Origin of the sequence: Acinetobacter sp. CIP 64.2 (genome assembly GCF_000369645.1) — a bacterium.
Classification (GTDB): domain Bacteria; phylum Pseudomonadota; class Gammaproteobacteria; order Pseudomonadales; family Moraxellaceae; genus Acinetobacter.
This window is the reverse complement of the sequence record NZ_KB850122.1, coordinates 1,662,361-1,684,980: the sequence shown is the minus strand read 5'-3', so window position 1 is coordinate 1,684,980 and position 22,620 is coordinate 1,662,361. Positions and strand designations below refer to the sequence as shown.

18 protein-coding genes and 2 pseudogenes are annotated in these 22,620 nt (G+C 41.7%); 10 read left to right on the top strand and 10 right to left on the bottom strand.

What is annotated here, in order from left to right; genetic code table 11:
* Positions 1-119: 119 nt before the first annotated feature.
* Complete coding sequence (locus F895_RS03245) at positions 120-737, bottom strand: rhomboid family intramembrane serine protease (protein ID WP_005243500.1); 618 nt, start codon at positions 735-737, stop codon at positions 120-122.
* Positions 738-890: 153 nt separating this feature from the next.
* Here F895_RS03245 and nfuA point away from each other — a divergent pair, with 153 nt between their 5' ends.
* A complete protein-coding gene (nfuA, locus tag F895_RS03250) occupies positions 891-1,529 on the top strand; it encodes a Fe-S biogenesis protein NfuA (protein WP_005243499.1) in 639 nt (212 codons plus the stop codon).
* A 224-nt stretch (positions 1,530-1,753) separates the two neighbouring features.
* Complete coding sequence (locus tag F895_RS03255; RefSeq protein ID WP_005243497.1) at positions 1,754-3,763, top strand: ligand-gated channel protein; 2,010 nt, start codon at positions 1,754-1,756, stop codon at positions 3,761-3,763.
* Between the two features lie 34 nt (positions 3,764-3,797).
* Here the strand turns inward: F895_RS03255 and F895_RS03260 are convergent, their stop codons facing one another.
* Both F895_RS03260 and F895_RS03265 read right to left on the bottom strand, forming a co-directional pair.
* Complete coding sequence (locus F895_RS03260) at positions 3,798-4,802, bottom strand: hypothetical protein (protein WP_005243488.1); 1,005 nt, start codon at positions 4,800-4,802, stop codon at positions 3,798-3,800.
* Positions 4,803-4,827: 25 nt separating this feature from the next.
* Positions 4,828-5,844, bottom strand: coding sequence for an alpha/beta fold hydrolase (locus F895_RS03265; protein WP_005243486.1), 1,017 nt, complete (start codon positions 5,842-5,844; stop codon positions 4,828-4,830).
* Between the two features lie 233 nt (positions 5,845-6,077).
* Here F895_RS03265 and F895_RS03270 point away from each other — a divergent pair, with 233 nt between their 5' ends.
* Positions 6,078-6,692: a carbonic anhydrase gene (locus tag F895_RS03270; RefSeq protein WP_010590049.1), complete on the top strand. Its 615-nt coding sequence runs from the start codon at positions 6,078-6,080 to the stop codon at positions 6,690-6,692.
* Between the two features lie 100 nt (positions 6,693-6,792).
* Complete coding sequence (gene aac(6')-I / locus F895_RS03275; protein WP_005243483.1) at positions 6,793-7,233, top strand: AAC(6')-Ighjkrstuvwx family aminoglycoside N-acetyltransferase; 441 nt, start codon at positions 6,793-6,795, stop codon at positions 7,231-7,233.
* Positions 7,234-7,256: 23 nt separating this feature from the next.
* Here aac(6')-I and F895_RS03280 read toward each other — a convergent pair whose 3' ends face one another.
* Entirely contained in the window at positions 7,257-7,886 is a 630-nt protein-coding gene (locus F895_RS03280; protein WP_010590051.1) for an arylesterase, read from the bottom strand.
* A gap of 36 nt (positions 7,887-7,922) precedes the next feature.
* Here F895_RS03280 and F895_RS03285 point away from each other — a divergent pair, with 36 nt between their 5' ends.
* On the top strand, positions 7,923-8,627 hold the full coding sequence (locus F895_RS03285; RefSeq protein WP_005243481.1) for an ABC transporter ATP-binding protein: 705 nt from the start codon (positions 7,923-7,925) through the stop codon (positions 8,625-8,627).
* Positions 8,624-11,107 (top strand): ABC transporter permease, encoded by a 2,484-nt coding sequence (locus F895_RS03290; protein WP_005243480.1) that lies wholly within the window; start codon positions 8,624-8,626, stop codon positions 11,105-11,107. The genes F895_RS03285 and F895_RS03290 overlap by 4 nt, the downstream gene beginning before the upstream one ends.
* Positions 11,108-11,203: 96 nt before the next feature.
* On the opposite strand, the pseudogene F895_RS19670 reads toward F895_RS03290, so the two are convergent.
* Positions 11,204-11,628, bottom strand: a pseudogene (locus tag F895_RS19670) (VOC family protein).
* A gap of 289 nt (positions 11,629-11,917) precedes the next feature.
* Positions 11,918-12,724, bottom strand: a complete 807-nt coding sequence (locus F895_RS03300; RefSeq protein ID WP_005243471.1) for a rhomboid family intramembrane serine protease — start codon at positions 12,722-12,724, stop codon at positions 11,918-11,920.
* A gap of 72 nt (positions 12,725-12,796) precedes the next feature.
* Between F895_RS03300 and mtgA the strand changes: the two genes are divergently transcribed.
* Together mtgA and ppk1 are read left to right on the top strand one after the other, a co-directional pair.
* Positions 12,797-13,471 (top strand): monofunctional biosynthetic peptidoglycan transglycosylase, encoded by a 675-nt coding sequence (gene mtgA / locus F895_RS03305; RefSeq protein WP_005243470.1) that lies wholly within the window; start codon positions 12,797-12,799, stop codon positions 13,469-13,471.
* 114 nt (positions 13,472-13,585) lie between these two features.
* Positions 13,586-15,664, top strand: a complete 2,079-nt coding sequence (ppk1, locus tag F895_RS03310; protein ID WP_005243456.1) for a polyphosphate kinase 1 — start codon at positions 13,586-13,588, stop codon at positions 15,662-15,664.
* Positions 15,665-15,714: 50 nt separating this feature from the next.
* Here ppk1 and F895_RS03315 read toward each other — a convergent pair whose 3' ends face one another.
* Positions 15,715-16,758, bottom strand: a complete 1,044-nt coding sequence (locus F895_RS03315; protein ID WP_005243453.1) for an NAD(P)H-dependent flavin oxidoreductase — start codon at positions 16,756-16,758, stop codon at positions 15,715-15,717.
* Between the two features lie 168 nt (positions 16,759-16,926).
* Positions 16,927-17,574: a VIT1/CCC1 transporter family protein gene (locus F895_RS03320; RefSeq protein ID WP_005243451.1), complete on the bottom strand. Its 648-nt coding sequence runs from the start codon at positions 17,572-17,574 to the stop codon at positions 16,927-16,929.
* Positions 17,575-17,807: 233 nt separating this feature from the next.
* On the opposite strand from F895_RS03320, the gene F895_RS03325 reads away from it, so the two are divergent.
* Both F895_RS03325 and wecB read left to right on the top strand, forming a co-directional pair.
* Complete coding sequence (locus F895_RS03325; RefSeq protein WP_005243449.1) at positions 17,808-19,019, top strand: tetratricopeptide repeat protein; 1,212 nt, start codon at positions 17,808-17,810, stop codon at positions 19,017-19,019.
* 2 nt (positions 19,020-19,021) lie between these two features.
* Entirely contained in the window at positions 19,022-20,149 is a 1,128-nt protein-coding gene (gene wecB / locus F895_RS03330) for a non-hydrolyzing UDP-N-acetylglucosamine 2-epimerase (RefSeq protein ID WP_005243446.1), read from the top strand.
* 1 nt (position 20,150) lies between these two features.
* Here wecB and F895_RS03335 read toward each other — a convergent pair whose 3' ends face one another.
* Together F895_RS03335 and F895_RS03340 are read right to left on the bottom strand one after the other, a co-directional pair.
* Entirely contained in the window at positions 20,151-21,047 is an 897-nt protein-coding gene (locus F895_RS03335) for an alpha-amylase family protein (RefSeq protein WP_005243444.1), read from the bottom strand.
* A pseudogene (locus tag F895_RS03340) lies at positions 21,025-22,608 on the bottom strand (hypothetical protein); the annotation flags it as partial. The pseudogene F895_RS03340 and the gene F895_RS03335, both read right to left, overlap by 23 nt.
* Positions 22,609-22,620: the final 12 nt, after the last annotated feature.

Here is a 22,620-nt window from a genome sequence, read left to right as displayed (position 1 = left end):
TTTCTATAAGGATTAAGGCAAGTTTAGAGTGATGATTTTTATGATAAAAATAATTAAAATTTGATTGTTAATCTTAAAAAAAGCAAAGCCCCGAGCGAGGGGCTTTGTTCTGGAATGCTTTAAAATGGAATTTTGGTGAGCTGATTGAGAAAATGCGGAACCACTCTTGGTTCCAGAATAATGGTCACGACCACACCATAGGCAGCTCCCCACAGGTGAGCACTGTGATTAATATTGCTATTGCCGCGTTGACCTGACCAGATACTATAAGCCACATATAAAATGGCAAAAATAATGGCAGGAACTGGGATAAAGAACACGAAGATCAAGTTCCAAGGTTGGAACAGGATATAAGCAAACAGGACTGCTGAAACCGCACCAGAAGCCCCTAAGCTCGCCCATCGTGCATCGTCGCGATGTTTTATGTAGCTCGGTAAAATGGCAACAATTAGTCCGCCCAAATAGAATAAAACAAAGCCCATGTCATAGAAAAACTGACGATAGAAGCTTTCAATGATATTGCCAAAGAAAAACAGCGTAATCATATTGAACAGGAGGTGCATACCATCGGCATGGATAAAGCCATGCGTGATAAAACGATCATATTGTCCACGCTGCATGGCAGGAGGCCAGAAAATTAAACGGTTCATCACCGCCTGATTGGAGAAGGCCAATAAGGAGATTGCAACGGTAATAATGATCAGAGTCACAGTGTGACCAAAGGGTAGAGGTAACATATAGGTTTTAAATTGATCAGTGTCTAAGCAATAATGCCATTAAAAACTTAATAAACAATGATCTTGCATAGAATTCCTACAAAAATGGTTGATTTTTTTTTATTACCCTCCATCTTCGGTTAATATAACGACATCAGCTTGAGGATTATTGTTATGTCGACTGAGAACACCAACACTGCTGTCGCAGAAGAAATTCCAAACCTTTTAATTACTCCCTCTGCACAAGAGTATTTAGGTGATTTATTAGCAAAGCAAAATACACCAGGGATTGGCGTTCGTGTTTTTGTAGAGAATCCGGGTACTCCACGTGCTGAATGTTGTATGGCATATAGCGCACCTGAAGAAGTGGTGCCAACAGACTATAAACAGGATTATCCTAACTTTCCTGCTTATGTCGACGCGCCATCAATTCCCTATTTGGTTGATGCGGTGATTGACTACAACAAAGACCGTTTTGGTGGTCAATTAACGTTCCGCGCACCGAACTCAAAAGTGCCACGTGTTGGGCCAGATGCATCGATTGAAGAACGTATTACCTATGTGCTGCAATCTGAAATTAACCCAGGTTTAGCAGGGCACGGCGGTAACTGTAGTTTAGTTGAAGTACAGGATAGCCCGGAACATGGCCTGACCGCAGTGCTGAAATTTGGTGGGGGTTGCCAAGGTTGTTCTGCAATTGATGTCACCTTAAAACAAGGTGTGGAAACAACGTTGAGACAACACGTGCCTGAGTTACAGCGCGTAGTGGATCAAACCGATCATACGCAGGCTGAAGGCGCTTATTTTAAATAATTGCTTGAAAGTGACCGTAATAAAAAAAGCCTGTTAAAGGGCTTTTTTTATTTTTTGATCAAAACAGGGGGGCTTTTTTCTTTATTTCATAAATAGATGTATTAGAAAATAATGAATATTTAAATAATAATAATTATCATTTGTATTGAGTTTTATTTGTTTTTTGTTAGAATCTTCATCAATTTTTAAGCAGATCTTAAGATTTTTTTGAATCGGGTGGGAATATGTCCAATACAATCGTGCGTCAATCATTGCTTACCATTTCCGTGCTGAGTGGTATGATGACAATTGCACATGCAGCAGAAACTCAAACCAATAAAGATGCAGTGCAATTAGACAAGATCGTGGTAACGGCAAGTGGATTTGAGCAGGATATTAAAAAAGCAGCAGCATCTATTTCAGTACTGACGCAAGAACAAATCAACAAAAAAGCATATCGCGATATAACCGATGCCTTGAAAGATGTACCCGGGGTGGTGGTTACAGGCGGGGGAAGCTCAAGTGATATCAGTATCCGAGGTATGGGCAGTGCTTATACCGTGATTATGGTGGATGGGAAAAAATTAAATTCACGCTCGGTACGACCAAATAGTGATAACTCCGGGATTGAACAGGGCTGGTTGCCCAATATTGGGGCGATTGAGCGTATTGAAGTGATTCGTGGCCCAATGTCTGGTTTATATGGTTCAGATGCAATGGGTGGTGTCATTAATATCATCACCAAAAAGAATGCCACCGCGTGGACTGGCTCGGTTAAGGTCGATACGACATTACAAGAAAACTCGGACTCAGGAAATCAATACCAGAGCAATGCATATATTGCAGGCCCATTAATTGCGAATCTTTTATCTTTTAAAGCCAATGGACTGTATTCTCAGCGTGATGAAGATAAAATTTACGGTGGGTATAGCAAACAGAAAATTCGTGCGGGTGGGGCGGCATTCAGTCTGACACCCAACAATGATCATAGCATTGATCTTGAATACCAGCGTTCGATTCAAAATCGAGATGCAACAGTTGGGAAAAGTATTTCTCCAGTACAAACAGGACGGAACCGACCTGTAAATTCGTTAACTGACTATTATCGTACTGAATATAGTTTAACCCATCGTGGCAAGATTGCTGCAGTTGAAACACATTCTTATATTCAGCGTGAAGAAAATGAAAACCCATCTCGTAATATGGAAGCGACCAACACCACCGTTAATACCATCAATAAAATTAATTTAGGACGTAATAGCCTCAGCTTTGGTGGAATGTACTTAAAGGAAGAGTTGGATGACAAAGGCAATCAGTTAAGTGTGGGCGGGGCAAAACCCGTTTCGAACCTTGATCGTTATAGTTGGGCCTTATTTGCTGAGAATGCCTGGAATATCGTGGATGACTTTAGCTTAACAACCTCGCTGCGTTTAGACAAAGATGAAAAGTTTGGCGATCACTGGAGCCCCAAAGTCTATGGAGTTTGGGGGCTCAATGATAATTGGGTGATCAAAGGTGGTGTTTCTACAGGCTATAAAACACCAGCACTTCGTGCCACAGTTGCGGAATGGGGCCAAGCAACGGGTGGTGGACAAAGTAAAGGGGTAATTGTTGGAAATCCAAATCTAAAACCTGAGAAAAGTGTCAACTATGAGGTTTCCTTTAATTGGGATAATTTGGATACCCTGAACGCAGGGCTCACTCTGTTTAATAGTGAATTTAAAGACAAGATCACTGAAGTCAGAACTTGTCAGGGTAAACTTGGTGAGATGAAATGTGATTGGTTAGGCGAGAAGTTTGATTTTGTCAGCTTGCGTGAAAATGTCGATAAAGCCAGTATGCGTGGTGCAGAAGCGACCTTTGGCTGGCAAGTCTTAGCAAATGTCAACTTGAGTGCCAATTATACCTTCACCGATACCGAGCAAAAAAGTGGTATCAACAAAGGCAAGCCTTTAAATGAAATGCCAAAGCATATGTTCAATACGACTGCGGACTGGGAAATTAATGACCAGTTCTCAAGTTGGGGCCGTGTTAACTACCGCAGTAAAACTTCGGATTATTTAAGCCGCACTGCAATGGCGAAAGGCAAACCTGCCTATACCATGGTGGATGTCGGGTTAAACTATAAGCCAACACAAAATATCGCAGTTGCAGCAGGGATCTATAATCTATTTGACAAAGAAATTGATAAAGATACCTATAACTATGTCTTAGATGGCCGCCGTTACAATCTTGGCGTGACATATAGTTTCTAAGTCGAAGCAGCAAAAGGATAGGGCAGAAAATGCCTTATCCTTTTTTATTTAAAATTTGATTGACTGGCTCAGAATAATAAAATTTCTCTAAATAAGCACGTGCACGCTGTCTTAAATAACCCGTGCTAATCACTTGCTGTAAAACAGGGCTGAGCAAATGACTGAGCTCATTTTCAATCAACGCTTCGTCGATATTCAGATCACGTAGTAAAAGATCAAAGCTACGTTCCTGATTACGGGCATACCATGCATAGACGCCATCATGCACTTGTTGCTTCAGGTAAGGGGTTTGACGAATATGTTCCCAAATCTCATGTCCCATGCCCACGGTCTGCGGCAGGTCTTGGACTTCGATATAATTTTTCAATACAGATAAAGGCATCACTTTGATTTTATGCCAGAGATTGGCCTGAAAATGATATAGCTTGTCATCATTGAAGTGCTGGTTTAATACCTTTTCACTCATTTGACTGATTTTTTGAATATTCTTTTGTAAGTAGTTTCCGATCGCTTCATTTAGATTTGAATCGGTCACGGTTTCTAAGACCGATTTCCCCATTTTCATAAAATGTCCCACACCTGGCACACGCTTAGACATGGAATTATCCAGATAGTCTTGGATAGAGTGTTGAATCAGTTGGGTGATCAGTGCAGAAAAAGCAGGGTTATTGACGATGGTTTTAATCAGGCGTTGGCGATGTCCACTTTTGCTGGCTACGTATTGCGCAATCGAATCAATGGTGAGGACTGGAATCACATCTTCAATGCGAGTTTGATCATTGATGGGATGAATCAAGGCAAAACGGATATGTTCAGCAATTTGTTCGACTAAAAATGGACTGGCAGGTGTAGCTAAAATCTGCTTTTCAATCAGGTCAAAGATTTGTTCAAATGACCACAGATGTCCTAACTGTTGTAAGCGCAACCAATGATAGAACTGCTTAAACTCATGTTGAATGGTTTCTGCTTGTGCAAACTCATGCTCTAAAAAGTCAAGTTGTGCATCAATCAGTTGTTCTATCATTGGCTGTTTAGACATAAAATCTCAAATCGTTACGGTAAATTTAGGGTGAAGAAGAGGTTGCTGGCTTTTGTACCTGAATCTTGCTTAAAAAGGGAAGGTATTGCTGTACCACCAATTGATCTGCTTCCAAGATCGGCATATGACCTACATTGTCCAAGATTACGGGTGTTTGGGCATTCTTCAGGAGCGATTTTAACTCAGGCGCTACTTCAACATTAATAATCTTATCTTGCTTTCCCCATAGGATCAGGGTTGGTGCATCGATTGAGCGAGCCAGTAAGGCAAATGAATCCGGTGTATACAGCTTATTCAAAGCAATGATTTGGTCGACCATTTTCTTGGTTTGTTCAACTTGACCAATCATCATTTTCTCTTGTGCTTGTGCAATTTCCTTTGGAATGAACGGTGGTGTAAACATGGCTTGTTGCATTAAGAAGTTAAAGTCACCTTTCTTACTCACAATCATGTTTTTTACTTGGGTTGGGTCTTTAAGATAAGGCGTGTTAGCAGATTTATAGACCCCCGCAGCATCAATCAAGAACAGGCTTTTGGTTTCAAATGGGTATTGGCCTGCATATAGCATGGCAATTGAACCACCTAATGAATGACCTGCAACATGAGCTGGCCCTGTCAGATTGGCTGCTTCGACAAAACGACGTAATTTTTCAGTTACGTTAGGTACTGAATAGTCAAAATCTTTGGGAACCTGTGTTTCACCGCTGGCGGGTAGGTCTGGAATGATGACATGGTAGTTTGCAGTTAAGGCGCGTGCAACACGATTCCAGTTGTCTCGACTGCCAGCCAAGCCATGAATTAAAATGACAATAGGTTTACCCACTTGACCGCCTTCACTATAAGACCAGGTGATATCTCCTACCTTTAAGGTCTTGCTTTGTAAGCCAGCCCAAGTACGTTCTTGTTGGAGCAGATTTTGGAAACTCATCTCAATTTCCGCAGCCTGCGTGGTGCTGATCGCGATTGTAGTCAAACTGCATGCCAGTAAAGCCGCAGTTAATGTCCTGCGAAAGGGCATGGCAAATTGGTTTTTTGTATTCATTGCTCTATCCTTGATCTATTTTTACACTCATGGATTATTGGGGAAAGTGCGAAAGGAGTCATTTGCATAATCTACAGCTGTATGGAAATTCTTGCCAATGAAATCATCATTTTTCCTTTATTTTCCTGATTAAAAGATTAGCAAGTGTTCTGAGAGTTTTTATTTTTGTCAGTGACTTTCAAACAGGTGCACATTAAACTGTCCGCTCAGGTCAATTATAAATGGATACACGCATGCTCACCGCACAAGAATCATTAGATCGTTTAAAAGCTGGTAATGCCCGTTTTGTAAAAGGAGAGGCAGTTCAACAAAGATTATTGTCTCATCAGGAACGTGCCGAAATGGCAAGTGATCAAAATCCTTTTGCCATTGTTTTAGGCTGTTCTGACTCACGTGTACCTGCTGAAATGGTATTTGACCAAGGTTTAGGTGACCTGTTTGTAATCCGTGTTGCGGGCAATATTGTTGCACCTTCACAGGTGGGCAGTGTTGAGTTTGCGGCAGAGCGCTATGATTGTGCAGTCGTGGTGGTTTTAGGCCATAGCCATTGTGGAGCGATTCAAGCGACCATTGATACCTTGATGCATCCAGAGCAACCCCCGTCATCGAATTTGATGTCGATCGTGAATCGTGTGCGTCCTTCGGTTGAAATCTTGATGCAAACCGAATTGAAAAACGATTTGAAAAAACTCTCGGCCCATGCAGTTCGTTCCAATGTATTTGCCTCAGTGAATCAACTACGTCACGGTTCTGCTGTGTTAGAAAGTTTAATTGAGAAAGGCAAAATGATCGTGGTCGGAGCTGAATATTCGCTAGAAACGGGCGAAGTTAGTTTCTTCGATTTTTAAAGTAGATGGCGAGTTGAGAAACTCGCCATAATTTTATGATTAATGCTTTATATCCTTCATTGATAAAATCTGGATGTTTCAACCCAAAGAGCATTCTGCAATGAATATTATGCCTGTATCTGAATCCCTGATGGCAGATTGGTTGGGATTGAGAAAACTGCTCTGGCCTGATCATGACGAGGCACATTTACAGCAAATGCAGCAGCTACTTCAACAGACACAAAGCTTGCAGCTACTTGCATATTCAGATACTCAACAAGCGATTGCCATGCTGGAAGCATCGATTCGATATGAATATGTAAATGGCACGCAAACTTCACCAGTTGCATTTCTTGAAGGAATTTATGTCCTTCCTGATTATCGACGTTCAGGCATCGCAACACATCTGATTCAACAAGTAGAAGCATGGGCAAAACCGTTTGGATGTACTGAATTTGCCTCGGATGCAGCCCTCGACAATCGTATTAGCCATGCGATGCATCAGGCGCTTGGTTTTCATGAAACTGAACGTGTGGTTTATTTCAAGAAACACATTGGCTGACGCGCTAGTAATCAATGCGTGATTTATAAAGCGCCTTTAATATAAGGATAAGCTAAATTTAACAGCATGGGTTGCGCTTTGGCGTTGGGATGAATTTGATCATTTTGAATTAAATGCTTATGCCCAGCGATGCCTTCTAAGAAGAAGGGCAACAGCTTTACTTGATATTGTTGGCTAACCACTTTGTAATTATTTTCAAAAGCAGTGTTATAGGCAGTTCCATAGTTCGGCGGAATTTTCATACCAAACAATAAAACATTGGCCTTCTGTTTTTGGCTAAGCTGTACCAATTGTGCAAGGTTTTTTTGAATCATTTGTGGCGGTTGGCCCCGTAAGCCATCATTTCCTCCAAGCTCAATCACGACGACTTCTGGCTTATAGGTTTGTAACAGTTTCGGAAGTCTTGCCAATGCACCGCTGGTGGTTTCACCACTGACACTTGCATTGACCACTTTGTGCTGTTTCGGATACTGTTGGTCTAAGCGTTGTTGTAATAACTGAACCCAGCCTTGCTTTACATCAATGCCATAACCTGCGCTGAGGCTATCACCCAAAATTAAAATAGTCTTTGCTGAAACCCATGTTGGGGTCAAACACATTGTGATGATCCCAATTGCTTTTGATACTGACCAGATAACTTTAGATTTTTGCATCGTATTTCAAATTTGTCCTAAAGGATACGTGACATCATGCCACAACCGATTATCTCTGCCCAAAAAGTTACACAAAATATTCAAATCAATCAGCAAAGTCTCAGCATTTTAAAAGACATTGATTTAGACATTTATCAAGGTGAACAGATTGCGATTACAGGTCGATCAGGTTCAGGAAAATCAACCTTATTGGGCATTCTTGCGACACTGGATCGACCAAGTCTGGGCGAATTATGGGTGTGTGGGGAAGCTGTGCATACTTTAACGGAAGAACAACGGGCCCGTGTTCGTTTAGAAAATATTGGCTTTGTATTTCAGTCTTTCCAACTGTTACCCCAGTTAAGCGCATTGGAAAATGTGATGCTGCCACTACGCTTGCAGCCTGATTTTAATTTCAAGCAGGCGGAACAGAAAGCCTTGCTATGGCTGGAACGGGTGGGCCTGATTCGACAAGCACAGCAAACACCGAAAGTACTATCCGGAGGGGAGCAACAACGTGTTGCGATTGCACGTGCCTTGATTGCGGAGCCGAAAATCATTTTTGCTGATGAGCCGACAGGCAATCTGGATGGACAAACTGCGGGAGAGGTTGAGCAACTGTTATTTGATTTAAATCAGGAGTTAGGTACGACCTTAGTCCTGGTCACTCATGATCAAAACTTGGCTGCACTTTGCCAACGGCATGTCAAACTGGTTGATGGTCAAATTCAGGAAATCGTCAAGCAGCCGGAGGGGATATGAGTTCAGTGCTGAAACCTTTACTGCAGCAAAGTTTTCGTACAGGTGGTTTATATCTCCTGATTATTGCGCTGTCTTTGGCAATCAGTGCAACCACGGCACTTAAGTTCAGTAATACCCAAGTGCAAAATGCTGTTGCGTTACAAGCAGCTGAAATGTTGGGTGCAGATCTGGTTCTATCTGATAAGGAGCCCATTCAACTCATTTGGCTGCAACAGGCAGATAAGCTGAAGTTACAACATGCAGCAGTGACTGTATTTAGTTCGATGGCACATAACCAAGATCAGTTTGTGATGGTCAATGTCAAAGCGGTAGATGATCATTTCCCATTACGTGGCCAATTACAGATTCAACCCAATGCAGGAACGATACAGCCAGGTCAGGTTTGGCTAAGTCCGTGGGCGATGGATCTGTTGCAGACCAAACTAGGTGAGCCGCTTGCGATCGCAGATGGTCAGTTTAAGGTTACAGGCATTATTGAGCGTGATTCCAATCAGGAAATGGGTTTCTCTGGTTTTTCTCCTACAGTGATTATTCATCAGGCTGATATCGCCAAAACCAATGCTGTTCAGGTCGGGAGTCGAATTGAGTATCGACTGCTCCTTGCAGGAGAGCCAAAGCAAACCCAAGCCTTTAAAAAAGCTTTTCAGCAATCTCAAAAGCTTGAACAGGAGATTGATCAGCCAGTAGATCAACAGCTGGAGAGTGAGCAGGGTTCGCTGAAACTTAGAGATGCCAGCCAATCCAATAGCCGTTTGATGAAACCGATCGAAAATCTGGATACCTTTTTACAGCTTGCCAATTTATTGACCATTTTGCTCTGTGGTATCGCGATTGCTTTAACCAGTCAGCGTTATGTGCAACAGAATCAGGATCATATTGCGTTGATGCGTTGTTTAGGTGCGAGTAAGCGACAAATTTTATGGGCGTATATTGCCTTGCTTGGCATCGTCAGTGCCTTGTCAATTGTACTGGGGAGCTTAATTGGAATTGCGTTGGGCTATGGTTTGCTACAATTGATGTTGCAACTGATTCCACAGCTGCAATTGAGCTTTGCACTGGCTGATTTGCTTTATGCTTTACCGATTGCAATTTTTACCAGTGTGATGGTGCTGATTGGCTTTATTTTGCCGAGCATTTGGGAATTGTTAAATACTCCTCCGATTCGGGTGATTCGCCAACAAGAGCGTTCACGTAAGTCTTATCTGGCAATGTTCGCAATTGGTATTGTCAGTTTGATTCTATTTAGTTTGGTGTTGAGTGATAACTTACAATTAAGCCTGTTGGTGTTAAGCGCAATATTGTTGCTTTGCGTGATTTTGTATGTGGTGATTTGGCTGCTACTCAAGACGATTAAACAACTGAAACATCCTCTTGCTGCCTATGTAAGGATTCCACATCAAACCGCTTTGCAGGTCACAGCATTGGCTTTAGGCTTGAGCTTGATTACAGTCTTGAGTGTGCTAAGAACTGACCTATTACAACGATGGCAACAACAATTGCCAGTGGGGACGCCGAATCAATTTGTTTATGGTCTGCCACCATTTGATATGCCGCAGTTTAAACAGCAAATTGAGCAAAATGGTTGGCAGTCAACGCCACTTTATCCGAATATTCGTGGGCGTTTGGTTGCTAAAAATGGTCATGCCTTTGCACCCGAACTGGTCAGGCAAAACAATTCATTGCGCCGTGAATTGAATTTGACTCAAACAGATCATTATCCTAAAGACAATGTGATTACCCAAGGCGTTGCCAAATTTAGCAAAATAGGGCAAGTGTCAGTCGAGCAAAAAACCGCACAGGAGCTTGGTATTCAAATTGGGGATCAACTCAGTTTTAGTTTGCCAGAAGGAACATTAGCAGCAACGGTAGTGAATTTACGTTCCGTTGAATGGGAGAGCTTTAGTCCGAATTTTTTCTTTATCTTCTCACCTAAAACCATGGATGAAAATGCAGGAAGTTATTTGGGCAGTTTTTATCTGCCCCCTGCGGATCAACCGAAAATGGTGCAATTGATTCAACAGTTTTCTAATACAGTATTTATTGATGTGGGGCGGGTGCTGGATGAAATTAAACGCTTGGTGAATGTGCTGGTACAGATCATAACGGTACTGGCTGCCTTAGTCGGCTTCTCTGGCGTATTGGTATTGATTGCATGTCTGAATGTGCTGATGGATGAACGCCGTAAAGAGGTTGCTTTACTACGTTCATTTGGCGTTGCCAAGAGTAAGTTAAAACGTATGCTTAGTCTGGAGATTGGTTTTATTGGCCTGTTGGCCGGTGTGGTGGCGTGTTTGTTCGCCGAAGTGATTAGTGCGATTGCCAGTCACAGGATGCAAATGGCAGTGCAATGGCATCCTGAGATTTGGCTAATCTTACCGCTGAGTATGATGATCATTTGTACCTTGATTGGTCGTTATCGCCTGAGCTATTTATGCGATATCCCACCTTTACAAAGTCTAAGAGAAATCAATCAGTCTTAGAGGCTTAACTACTTTTTTTGGCACAGGATTCTATGCCTTAACGGGTCGAATCCTGTGCTGGTGTAATGAGGAGTGATCATACGGTCACTGTAAAGATTAGCCCTCTAAGGGGATGAGCTGCGGATTCCAGACAATTTCCCATAGATGCCCATTGGGATCGGTAAAATATCCAGCATAACCGCCATAAAATGTACTTTGAGCTTCTTTGATGATGGTGGCTCCAGCTTCTTTTGCGTGCTGCATGATCTCATCAACTTCATTCTTGTGAATGACATTATGTCCAATCGACATGGCAGTTGAACTGATAGGATGTTTGATTAATCCTGCATCCCGAGCGAGATCATCTTGCGCAAAGATTGCAAGCTTGAGTCCATTTTGAAGATCAAAGAAGGCGACAGCGCCATGTTCAAACTCTCGTCCAATAATGCCTTCAGTTGGAAATCCAAGACCATCACGATAAAAATTAGAGATTGTTCTAGGTCGATAACACCAAGTGTTAAAACAGAAATTCGTGGTTTCATATCTATATCCCTTTTGATTTCATAGATACACTTATCCAGCATAAGTGTATTATTCGTCATGGGCCGTTCATGGAATAACGGAAGAACTCGTATTGACGGGGGAATGGGCCAACCTTCCCAAACCTAATCTGTTTTAGACTCAATCAGCATAATCAGAGGTGAAAATTTAGTCAATAAGAACAGTGTATTCATGTATTTTATGAGGCTCAACACAGCGCACTCCATGATGGATTCCTACTGCTATCATTGTAATTTTCGCTCTACAACGCCGAAGAGAAATCCATCAGTCTTAGAATGTTGACTGGTTCTGGCGCAAGATTTCATGCCATAAAGGATTGAGTCCTGTGCTTAACGCCGTGCAATACCAATAAAATGCAGCAAGTAAAATAAATCCAATCATTAAAGCCATGATTTGGAATACAACTTTATTCTGCATTTTTTGGCTGAAATACCATGTTGCTGCCAGTAAAGCACCCATCAGCATGCCACCGATATGTGCGGCATTATTAATACCTGAAACGGTAAAACCAAAGATGAGGTTAATCCCCATAATCATCAGTAATGATTTTTTATCGAGCCAGAAACGTTGCTGCGGTAAGGGCGGAAATAAGGACACTACGGTGAGTGCTGCACCGAGACCCATCACTGCACCTGATGCACCTGCACTGATCCGTGGTAAGAGATTTGGATCAAAGTGCTGCAACAGTTCATAGCCATCACGAATGCTTAAATAGCTTGATAGGACACTGCCCATTAAACCTGCAAGAAAATATAGTCCAACATAATAACTTCGTCCAAACAGTTGTTCCGCAATACTGCCAAAGATATACAGCGCCCACATATTCAACATCAAATGAATCATGCCAAAATGAAAAAACATACTGCTGAATAGGCGTTCTGGTTCACCAGTAAAAGTCAGTGGAGTAAAATCTGCACCCCAGGCAATTGCATCTACTGGGGCAGGGTCGGTAATATTCACACCTGAAAGAATTTGCCAGCCAAATAATCCGACATTGACTGCAATCAGTAGCGCAGTAAACCACCAGGTTTGTATTTGCAATTTTTGATTGATTTGTGGTGGAGTCGTTTCAGTCATATGTTTAGGCTAGTTATTGATATATAAAATAGCTTAGCATGAATTTATTGCACGATGGAGTGATGCAGTTTAATGAAAGCCTTTTTAGCACGCTTAGTAATGTTGGTTATTGGCGTCATTCTCCTGATCCAACTGTGGATTTTTAGTAGTTTGCTATGGTGGCGTACCCACCCTGTTGAAACCACGATGTTTATGCGTTGGGACTATTTAACCGACTTTAAACCGATCAAACAGGAATGGCGTGATTACGATGATATTAGTGATAATTTCAAGCGTGCTATTTTAGCGGGCGAAGATGCCAAGTTTATTCATCATCATGGTTTTGACTGGGCGGGAATTCAATTTGCATTAGAAAAAAATACTGAAAAAGGTGAGCTGGTGGCAGGCGGTTCAACGGTTTCACAACAGCTGGCTAAAAATTTATTTCTCTATAATCAGCGCTCCTTCATCCGTAAGGGTCAAGAAGCAGTTGCAACGTGGATGATGGAACGGATGTGGTCAAAACGCCGTATTTTAGAAGTGTATATGAATTCGGTTGAATTTGGTCAAAATATCTATGGCGTTGAGGCCGCAGCTCAATTCTATTATGGCAAAAGTTCGAAAAGTCTAAGTCGAGAGCAGGCGGCTTTCTTGGCGGCTTTACTCCCAAATCCAAAGTATTATCAAGACAATCGCAATGATCGTAAGCTGCAGTATCGTAAACGTGTGATTTTAAAATATATGAATGCCATACAACTTCCGCAATAATTTGCTGAATTTCAAAAAAAGCTCAATATTTTTGGGCTTTTTTTACCAAATTGACATAATTTTGCAGCATACTAAAAGCATCACTTGATGAATGATAATGCGACAAGGTTCAGTATGAATACTGCAGTGACGACAACAGCGCCAATAGAATATAGTTATAACGATCGTTATATTAATCGTGAACTTTCAATTCTCGATTTCCATCTTCGAGTACTTGAGCAGGCTGTCGATCCACTTCACCCATTATTAGAACGGATGAATTTCCTGCTGATTTTTTCACGCAATCTCGATGAATTCTTTGAGATTCGCGTTGCAGGGATGATGGAGCAATTAACCTTAGGCAATGAAAGTCGTACTCCAGATGGTTTAACCCCAAAACAGGTGTTAGAACAAATTTCAAAAACCACACATGCTGCGATTGAACGTCAATACCGGATTTTAAATGAAGAAATATTGCCGAAGTTACGTGAAGAAGATATTTGCTTCTTGCGCCGTGGTGAATTAACGCCTGCGCAATCGGCATGGATTAAGAAGTATTTCCAAGAGCAGGTTGCTCCTGTACTCACTCCAATTAGTCTTGATCCCGCACATCCATTTCCACGCTTAGTCAACAAAAGTTTAAATTTCATTGTGACTTTGGAAGGGAAAGATGCATTTGGACGTCAGATTGATCTCGCAGTTGTCCCAGCTCCGCGCTCTTTACCACGTGTAGTACGCTTACCTGATGAACTTACTAATGGTAAAGAACATCATGTGATGCTGTCAGCGATTATTCATGAACATGTCTCTGATTTATTCCCTGGGATGACAGCAACAGGTTGTTACCAGTTCCGTGTTACTCGTAATGCCGATCTGGCCTTGAACGAAGATGTAGAGGATCTGGCCAAAGCGTTGAAAGGGGAGCTGAGCTCGCGTCGTTTTGGCCGTGCAGTACGTCTGGAAGTCACACATAACTGTCCAAAGCATATCTATGAATACTTGTTGGATGAGTTCGATTTGAACGAAGAGCAATTGTATCGAGTAGATGGGCCAGTGAATTTGGCGCGGTTACTGTCGAATTTTAAACGTCCACATTTACGTTATGACTCGCATACCCCTGTGATTCCAAAACCATTTAAAAAGTCGGAAAGTATTTTTGCCGCAATGCAAAAACAGGATATTTTGCTACATCATCCGTTTGAATCATTTGCACCAGTGATTCAATTGTTGCGTGAAGCGGCCCGTGATCCCCAGGTGTTGGCGATTAAGCAAACCCTTTACCGCAGCGGCGCTGATTCAGAAATCGTACAGGTACTTGCAGAAGCAGCCCGCAATGGTAAAGAGGTGACGGCAGTAATTGAACTGCGTGCCCGTTTTGATGAAGAATCAAACATCGAAGTGGCCAACGTTTTGCAAGAAGCGGGTGCAGTGGTCGTTTATGGCATCGTTGGGTATAAAACGCATGCCAAAATGATTCTGGTGGTACGCCGTGAAAACAATAAACTGGTACGTTATGTGCATTTGGGGACGGGGAACTATCATGCCACCAATGCACGTATTTATACCGACTATGGTTTGATGACCACCGATAAAGACTTGTGTGAAGATGTACACCGTATTTTTCAGGAATTAACGGGTATGGGGAAAATGGCGAAGCCGAAAAAGCTACTCCATGCGCCTTTCACTCTGCATGCACAATTGATCAATTATATTGATGAAGAAATTGTCAATGCCAAAGAAGGCCGACCTGCACAAATCATTATTAAAGTGAATGCCTTAACCGAAGTTCAATTGATTAATAAACTCTATGAAGCATCGCAGGCCGGTGTTCAGGTTGACCTGATCATTCGTTCGATTTGCTGTCTACGTCCTGGTCTGCCAAATCTTTCGGAAAATATTCGTGTTCGTTCGATTGTCGGGCGTTTCTTGGAACATACTCGGGTTTACTATTTTAGTAATAATGGTAATCCACGTATTTATGGTTCAAGTGCGGACTGGATGGATCGCAATTTATTCAACCGTGTTGAAGCCTGTTTCCCGATTGAAGATCCTGCATTGAAAAAGCGGATCTACCAACTCGGTTTATTGAATTATCTCAAAGATAATCAGCAAGCATGGGTGTTACAAGGCGATGGTGTTTGGGATCGTGCACGACCCGTGGAAGGTGAAGAGCCGCATAATGCACAGCATACTTTGCTAGAAGCAATTAAATAAGTTCATAAAAAAACCGACCTTGATGAGGTCGGTTTTTTTATTGTCGAGATTTAGTTGGTTTTCATTTCTAGGACCAGTTGATTGACCAGATCAGCTGCTTCTAATTCTCTGATTTGTGCTACATTACTGCCTGCCCAAAAGGCGCCATAACTAAAATCCTGCTGTGCATTGGCAATGCTCATGAGCTGTTTGGCCAGATCATAAGTATAAGGATATGGTGGTGTAGCGGGTCGATGCGGTGAATCGATTTGGGTATGCCATGTACCAATTAAACCGCGTGCCGGACGGCCTGAGAGACTGGCACTGACTTGGGTTAATGGTTGACTGAACAGGGCTTTACGATAGGCGTTGTTGGTACTTGAACTTTTACATTGAACAAAAGCGGTTCCTAGTTGTACACCTGATGCACCAAGTTTTAGCATTTCTTTGGCATGGTCACCATTCATGATACCACCTGCTGCAATCACCGGAAGATGACAGTGCTGGGTGATGAGTTGAACCAGATCAGCAGTCTTTATCGCAGCATCAAAATGTTGATTGAAGATACCACGATGCCCGCCTGCCTCGATTCCTTGAGCAATAATAATGTCAATACCTGCGGCTTCAATCGCTTGTGCTTCAAGTAAGTTGGTTGCAGAAACCAGTGTGACAATACCCGCATTTTTTAAGGCCTGTATTTGATGTGGGTGGGGGATGCCAAAATGAAAGCTGACTGCTTTGGGGCGTGTTTCCAGTACGATATTGAGGAAATCATCATTATCTAAAAAGCTGGGATAGATACAGTTGAGCTGAGTTGGCGCTTTCGCTGCAAATTTCTCAAATTGGGGGCGAAGATAATCAATCCACTGTTGAGCTATTTCCTGCTGCAGGGAGACCGATTGATGGCAAAAAAAGTTAACCTGAAAGGGCTGATCTGTCAGTTCTTGAGTTTTTAAGATTTGTGCTTTGGCACTTTCTGCTGTATTGGCTCCTAATCCTAAAGAACCGAAAGCGCCTTGATTGGAAACCTCTGCTGCGAGTTCTGGTGTAGAAACACCTGCCATTGGCGCGAGTAAAATTGGATGCCTGATTTCTAATAATTCTAAAATTGACATGAAGCAAGACTCATTACATTTTGTATCACCTTAACGTAAAAACAAAAAACCATGCAAATAATAATCGCTATTTAAGTATTGAATATAGACAGACTTTTAGACTTAAAAAGTATTTTAAATCGGGGTGACATTAAAGAGTGAACCGACCCAACTTGAGAATGCCATCGCCTAAATGCCCCATACTGTAATCCGCAGACTACCTTTTAACATCGAGGTGCGTGCAAAATAACTGGATAAAGCACCGAGCAGTGCCAGTGAAATAATGCCTGTGATCAGGACTGAACGTGCGATCCATGTGCTTGGACTAAGCAGAATTGCCAGCATAGGTAAGGCAGCACCGCAAGAAAAAGAAGCGGCAGAGGAAAGCGCTGCTTGGACAGGATTGGCTGCGGTATTTTCATGGATACCGATCTCATCGCGTGCATGGGCGCCAAGCGCATCATGCTCAGTAAGTTGCGTGGCAACCTCATGGGCAAGTTCAGGGTTTAGGCCGCGCGAAATATAGATTTGTGTGAGTTCTTTGAGTTCAGCATGTGGGTTTTTTTCCAGCTCTTTGGCTTCAAAACGAAGATCTGATTTTTCAATATCTTCTTGGGATTTGACGGAAATGTATTCTCCAGCTGCCATTGATGTTGCACCTGAAATTAACCCAGCAATACAAGTAATCAATAGAGTATGTGAGCTTGCACCACTGGCAGCCATTCCCATAATTAAACTGGTTACGGAAATGATGCCATCATTGGCGCCTAAAACAGCGGCCCGTAGCCAGCCTGAACGTTGTATCACATGAGGTTCTGCATGTTGAGAAAAAGACATAATTTTGCTCTTTAAACAGGGTTTAATCTAATCTGGTTTTACAGGGTAATGTATGATTTGTTTGTAAAATTCTATTGATGATTCATAAACTTAATCTATTATAAAATAACTTATTTTAACGATAGCATAACCATGATTTGGTTATTATATATGAATAATTTAACACTTTAACTTTTTGGGTTACATTGATTTTTTATTGTCCATATTATGAGTATTTTTAGTTGAGATCTGCGATGAAAAATTCCAAAAATACGCTGCTGAGCCATACGCTATTACTTTTAGGTCTCACTTTACCGATACAGGTCATGAGTGCCGAGCCTGATTTCGTTAAAGAAGGGGATGCAGCATATAAACCAGGCAATCCAATTTATGACCGTTGGGATAAATTTTATAAAATTGAGCAAAGCCAGCCAGAAGAAGCTGAAAAAATTCTGATCGAATTAGGGCGATTGACACCGCAAGATATTAAGGTATGGAAGAGCTTGACTTATTTGCAGATTCGTCTCAATAAGCAAAAGGACGCAATTCAAAGCGTACGTAAAGCTGAACAGTTAGCGCCGCAAGATGAGCAACTCAAACTGCAAGAAGCCTATTTATTGAATCAGCAGAAAAGAAATCAAGAGGCTTTGGTCATTTTTAAACATTTATCGACCTCATCAGATGCAGAGATCGCCGCAAAATCACAACAAGCCGTACAGAACTTAAGTGGTCCAGCCGTGCAATCGACTTTTAAAGATATTTATTTTGCTCCTTCCTATGAGTCACGCTATGACGATTTCATTTTCCCATTAAAAATGCGTTACGGGAAAAACTTGGAGGGTGGTCGAGCCCAAGTGTATGGCTTTGTGAATTTGAATCGTGACACCAAATCCAAAGGTGGGGTACGCCCAGAAATTATTGATGAAAATGCTGTAACACTCGGTGTCGGGGCAAATTATCAGCCTTGGCAATCTATTCCAGTCCGTGCTTATCTGGAAGTGGGTGGTAGCTATGATTTGATTGACCGTAATCGGGATAAATTTCGTGAAAGTGTAGTCGGCGGTGTTACCGGTTATCAGGAATGGTACGCCAATCCAGCCTTAGAACAACGCACAATCTGGAATGATTACTTTACTGATTTATATGGCAATGTCGCCAGTTATTCACGAGAAAATTATAACATCATTGCTGACCTGAGATTACGTTCTGGTTTTAATCTTTATCGCGGTGAGGCGGGTACGGTACAGGCCTATGGCAAACTGCATACCCTCGCGGACTCTAAGGGCGAAAATTATAATAATTTATTTGAATATGGGGCAGGGCTTGCCTGGCAGCCTTTTAACTATGTTCCTGTAAAATTGCGGGTTGAGCGTTTATACGGCCGTTATTTAAAAGATGCTCTAGCCGATGGAACAGAAAATTATAACAACACACGTACTGAACTTGTATTTTATAAGGATTTCTAACAATGAAAAAACTCATTTCAATTGTCTTTGGAACACGACCTGAACTGATTAAATTAGCACCAGTTATTCTACTGGCTCAACAGGATGCTCGTTTTCAGGTTGAGGTTATTTTTACGGGGCAGCATGACGAATTGGTCCGAGATGCCATTGAATTTTTTCAAATAAAAATTGATCATCGTTTGAAAATGATGAATGCTGGGCAAAGTTTAAATCAGTTACTGATACAGGGTTTAAGCCAGTTAGAAGATATTTTTAATGATGGTCAACAGCGTAGTGCAATTGTCATTCAAGGTGATACCACTACAGTTCTAGCCGCAGGCTTAGTTGCTTTTTCTATGAAAATTCCTGTGGCACATGTAGAGGCAGGTTTACGTTCATATGATTTAGAGCATCCATTTCCAGAAGAGGGAAATCGCCAACTGGTATCCAGAATTACCAAGTGGCATTTTGCACCAACGGAGCAATCGAAACAAAATTTACGACAAGAGCATATTGCTGCGGAAGGAATTACAGTAACCGGTAACACTGTGATTGATGCTGTTTATTTAGGTCGTGAACTCATCCAGCAGCAGGGTACGCAACTGAATCAATTACAGCAACATGGACTCAGCTTTCCAGCACAGGCACGCGTTGTGCTGATTACTGCACATCGTCGTGAAAACTTTGGGACAGGGATTCAAAATATTTGTAATGCTGTAGCGTATTTGGCAGAAACATATCCGGATGTCCATTTCGTTTGGCCTGTGCATTTAAATCCTGCTGTGCATGATGTTGTTCATGCAAGATTTGATGGACATGCTCAAATACACTTAGTTAAACCACTGGATTATCCAAGTCTACTTGCCGTTATTGATCGGGCGAGCTTTATTTTGACAGATTCGGGTGGCTTACAAGAGGAAAGTCCTTCATTCCATAAGCCCGTACTTATTTTAAGGGAAACAACTGAGCGCCCAGAAGTTGTGCAGGTGGGAGCGGGGATTTTGGTTGGAACTGATCAAGACAAGATTGTTCAGGAAGCAGAAAAATTATTATCGGATCAAGCTCATTATGCCAAAATGGCAAATGTGCCAAATCCATTTGGTGATGGCAAAGCATCACAGCGAATTCTGGACCAGATCGCTTTAGGTTAATTTATGATGTTGTCTTTGTGCTAAAGCCATATTTAAGCTTATACCATAAGGCAACACTATAGACGCTGAAACGGTTCATATAATGTGGACCATCAAAAATATATACGGTTTGTCCTTCATAGGCCTTGAGCTGTTGAATGATTTCCCATGGATAAGCTGAACGGAATTGTCCTTCCTTTACAGGACGGAAGGCTTCTAGGACAATCACGATTTTATCTTTCCCAAACTCTTTTTGTAAGTCATCTAAAACTGCCCGTGCTTGCTGAGGGGTACGGGTGCCGACACCAACACCATCTTGAAAGAATACACCAGTGTGATTGGGTAACCAGCTTTTTAACCAAGAATCCAAGTGCTCTGGCATTTGTTCAGCGCTGTAAATACTAATCCAGAGTGGTTTTGGTAAAGTTCGAATTGCTTTGGCAAGGTCATCCACACAGATCCAGGTGGGATCGGCCTCGACTGGAAAATAATATCCCTTAAGTGCGATATTATTTGTATTCTGAATAATTTTTTTGGATTGTTCGGCAAGTTGTAATACATTGGAACGTGCTTGTTTTTCATCATACTCTCCAGCTAAGCCGAGCAGAATATTTTGTGCCCATGTTTTTTGCTGGAGCTTTTTTAGATTAATATTTTTATCCCATTTTTCCAGACCAAGATCATGGTCTAGCCATGATCTGGATTGCACCACAGACCATTGGGGAACAAACGTAGAGACACCGAGCAGATCCCAGTTACCATTTGGTGGGGTTGTGTCTAAGTCTGGCTGCCAAAATATACCTTCAATGTGTGGAGGCTGCACATCTGTTTCAATATGAGCACAACCTCCTAAAAACAAGAGGGTTGATAAAGCGAGTGTAGTTAAAACTGTTGATTTATTCAGCTTTATTTTTAGCATTTGGTCTTTTTCGCCAGTACCAGAGCAAGATTGCCAAAACCATGATAGCAGAGATTATAACAACCAAGATAAAGAATGATGATTGTTTAATAAGAGGCGCTTTTTGATTTCCGACAAGAATCTTTTGTAAAATAAAGACTTGCCCACTTTCGGTGACCAGTATTTTACTGGCATTGTTGGGAATATTCTGTTGAATTTTCTCCCATAATTTGCTGAAGTTTTGCGCACCTTGAATGGAGTCGGTAATAATATCAAACCGTTGGTCATGGAAACTGACTAAAAAACCATTCGCTGTTGCAGGTGGGTAAAGTGTATTTTGATGCATTAAAACTTGTTGACGATAAATATTGGCATTCACCTGAACATTGAGAAGCTCTGGTTTATTCGGATCCAATTTCACCAGATTTAAGGGAATTGGATCATTGGTCATGAGCATTTTCTTTGCCACTTGACTGGTGGTCATCGCAATTTCCAGACTTCCAGCATTGCCATCAATGGCGATGGTTGGATGTGTTGCAAAGCTCATTGACAGTGAAGCAACCCCATTTTTAAGCTTATGGGGTAATTTTACCGTCGATTTTTGTGTATCAATCCACAGAGAACCTTTGGCTGTTGGTAAACATTGTGAGTTTACAATCACAGAATTTTCAAGTTTTAGATTAAAGGTTGTGTTATTTGAAATGGTTTTCGCAAAATAGTTAAATTGGCGATTCACTGGATCTGAATCTAAGTTGGCTGTTTTTAAACTGCCTGCCAGTCCACCATCAATCCATGTGGTAATGTTGGAACCTTCCAGTAATCCACTTTGGACTCGTAGCGCAATTTGCCCTTGTAAAATATCTGTGGGTTGCCAGACGGCAGGGAAATTCAGGAACAGGTTTTTTTCAGCCTGATTTAAACGGAAATCACTGATACCTAAGTCTGCCAAGGTATGGATTTGTCTTATTTTAGCCCACTCTGGTGCGGCAAGTTTATTTGGCAGGAACGTTGCAGAGGTATCCAGTTGTTGTAAATAATCTGGATTGAGTAAGCCATTGATTGCCGAGACCAGTTTTTCTGGCTGATCATATTGAATTTGTAATGTAGGAATATCATTTGTGCTACTGATTTGAACCAGTGTTCCTTTTGGTAAGGCAGTTGCTGATTTGATAATTTCAATATAAAAGTTTGGGTTTTGTTCTGCGGGCGCATTCTGTTCATACCACTGAATCGGAGTGACAGAACCCCAAGCACTCATTAAACGTCCTAACATCGAAGCTTCATTGACATTTGCTAGGTTGTATTTCAGTACCCCGACAAAAGGTGCAGGACGAACGACTTGAGGGTTAAACAAAGCGTCAGGTAAATCTTTGAGGCGATAAATCGGTCGGTGACGAATATACTCAATTTTGGAATTACTTAAATAAGTCACTTGATCCACATCTTCACTACAGAACGTGGTTTTATCAGCAGCTGGAGAGGTTGTGGGGGAGTATTGCTGTAAAATAAAATCTAAACGATGAAAACCACTTTGAGTAACTGGAATATTGAAACTTAGAGTACCGTCACCATTTAAGGTGGTGAACCGTACCGG